At 57.6% G+C, this 2046-nt stretch carries 2 protein-coding genes; one reads left to right on the top strand and one right to left on the bottom strand.

What is annotated here, in order from left to right:
* Window positions 1–493: hypothetical protein (locus PROAA_RS12940; protein WP_222102260.1), on the top strand; the 493-nt coding region annotated here is incomplete at its 5' end.
* 298 nt (window positions 494–791) lie between these two features.
* On the opposite strand, the gene PROAA_RS12935 is transcribed toward PROAA_RS12940, so the two are convergent.
* Window positions 792–1883, bottom strand: a complete 1092-nt coding sequence (locus tag PROAA_RS12935) for an IS110 family RNA-guided transposase (RefSeq protein WP_186411738.1) — start codon at window positions 1881–1883, stop codon at window positions 792–794.
* Window positions 1884–2046 lie beyond the last annotated feature (163 nt).

The following is a 2046-nucleotide window of genomic DNA, read 5'->3' as shown; positions in this document are numbered from 1 at the left end:
ACGCGTTGCCGATTGCGGCTTCCGCCGCTACCTCGGGACGGGGAAGTCCCTTTCATTCGTTAGCACTCACACGATTATTCCTATGCACATCGTACTCATCATTCTTGGCATCGTCTGGTTTGCCTTTCTAGCCCCGCCTAAGGTGGTCGCTATTACAGCCGTTGGTTGCTTTCTCATCGCAGCCTCTGTCAAAACAATTGTCTCTACCACCACAGGCATGCAAGTCAGCTATTTGTCGTCAATCAAAGCAGTCTTCCTTTCGACATTTCTTGTTTTCATCGCTCTACTCATGCTCGCCGGTGGATTCACGCACTTTACTTTTGCATTTGTGCTCGCCCTCAATCCTGTTGTTGTGCCTGCCAGTCTCCTTGGCGCATATATTTTGGGGTTCGACTTGTGTCTCCCCATTTCTTTTGGCGCCAGTGCTCTCGTCGCATTTCTTTCAACCATCGCGTCAGTCGCAATCATTTATGGCTTGAAAGTCATTGTTTAATGGCACGTGCTAACCCGGCGTATATGGACTCCCCCAAAACGCAAGGAAACTGATCGATAGTTTTGGCTTTTTGGAAGCGCATGCAGTCGTATATCCGGCATCTGAAGTGGGCTCGCTTTGGCCCGTGCCGACATGGAATCTGCCCACGGAGCGCCAATCGCTACAAGCGGCAAGCATGAAGCTGCCGGCAGAGTTAACGGCGTCAATCCGTGTGGGTGCGACCCGATTAGCCATGATGGGCGATCAGTCTCAACGCAAACGCGGGAAGGGCTGAAGCAAAAGCACGGTGATTCTCCTTTCAACAGTCAGGCAGCAATCGCAACGCCTGGCGGGTCAGCTTCTTTTCTGGTCGGGGTTGAGGATTGCCATAGGGCTGGTGATCCCTGAGCACGGCATAACAGACCCTGGCCAACTTGTTGGCCAGGGCACACGCCGCCTTGTTGTGATGCGTACGCGCCTGAACTTCCGTGGCCCAGGTTCGCAATCCATCCAAGGTCTTACCGGCACGGCGCGCCAGTTCAGCCGCACGCAGCAACGCTCGGGCGCCGTGCGTCAGCAACATCCGCAGATAGCGATCGCCTTTCTTGGAGATGCGTCCGAGCTTGCGCGTGCTGCCTGACGAAAACTCCTTCGGTGTCAGACCGAACCAGCTGGCGAAGTGCCGGGCATCCTTGAAGTGCGCAACGCCCCCTCCGGTCGCCGCCACCATCGCTGTCGCCGTCAGCAGGCCCACACCAGGAATCGTGAGCAGCTGCGTGCAGGCCAGACTCTGCCGGGCCAGCCGGGTCAATTCCCCTTCCAGTTGGGCAATCCGTTGTTCAAGCAGGCGAATTTCCTCAATCAGCAGTTTCATCGTCTCCCGGATCAAGGGTGGCACTGCGCTGTGCGGATCGGCCAACGCCCGGCTCATGGCTTCAACGCCAGTGCGCGCACCTTGCGGAACGATCAGACCGAATTCCCGGCAGAAGCCTCGCAGTGTATTGATGCGCGAGGTGCGGGTACCCATCCAGCGCGAGCGAATGCGGTGCAATCCCTGCAGGGCTTGTTGTTCGACCGATTTCACCTGGACTGGAACGATGTCGGCGCACCGTGCCGCTTCGAGCAGTGCACAGGCGTCGGCGGCATCGGTCTTGTTGCGTTTGACGTAGGCGCGAATATAGGCGGCAGGAAGCAGGCGAACTTCAATGCCCAATCCATTCAGCCAGCGGGCCCAATGATGGGCCGAGCCGCAGGCTTCCATGACGACCCGCCCAACCTCACGGTTGGCAAACCAGCGTTCGAATTGCGCCCGGGTCAGCCGATGTGATTCAATAGGCATCCAGTTGGCATCGGCCACCGCAACCTGGAATACACTCTTGGCAAGATCAACCGCAACGGTAGTAGCATTCATTTCGGACTCCTTTCGTTGAAGACCGACACCCATCCCCATGAGCACCGGTGGCGCCAGTTTGGCGCCGAAAAGACGGGGGAGTCCATCCCATCATTCCACCGGACGCTGCGCGATAAAGCCGCGCATCGCCGGTGAATTCAAACGTGTGCGCCGGGCATGGCGC

It is taken from the genome of Candidatus Propionivibrio aalborgensis (assembly GCF_900089945.1).
Classification (GTDB): Bacteria; Pseudomonadota; Gammaproteobacteria; order Burkholderiales; family Rhodocyclaceae; genus Propionivibrio; species Propionivibrio aalborgensis.
The sequence above is the reverse complement of the archived record's forward strand: the minus strand, read 5'-3'. Positions and strand labels throughout refer to the sequence as shown.

What these genes read in the sequence shown, in the direction of transcription:
- PROAA_RS12935 (WP_186411738.1), bottom strand. Translation starts at nt 1,883, where the DNA reads ATGAATGCTACTACCGTTGCGGTTGATCTTGCCAAGAGTGTATTCCAG.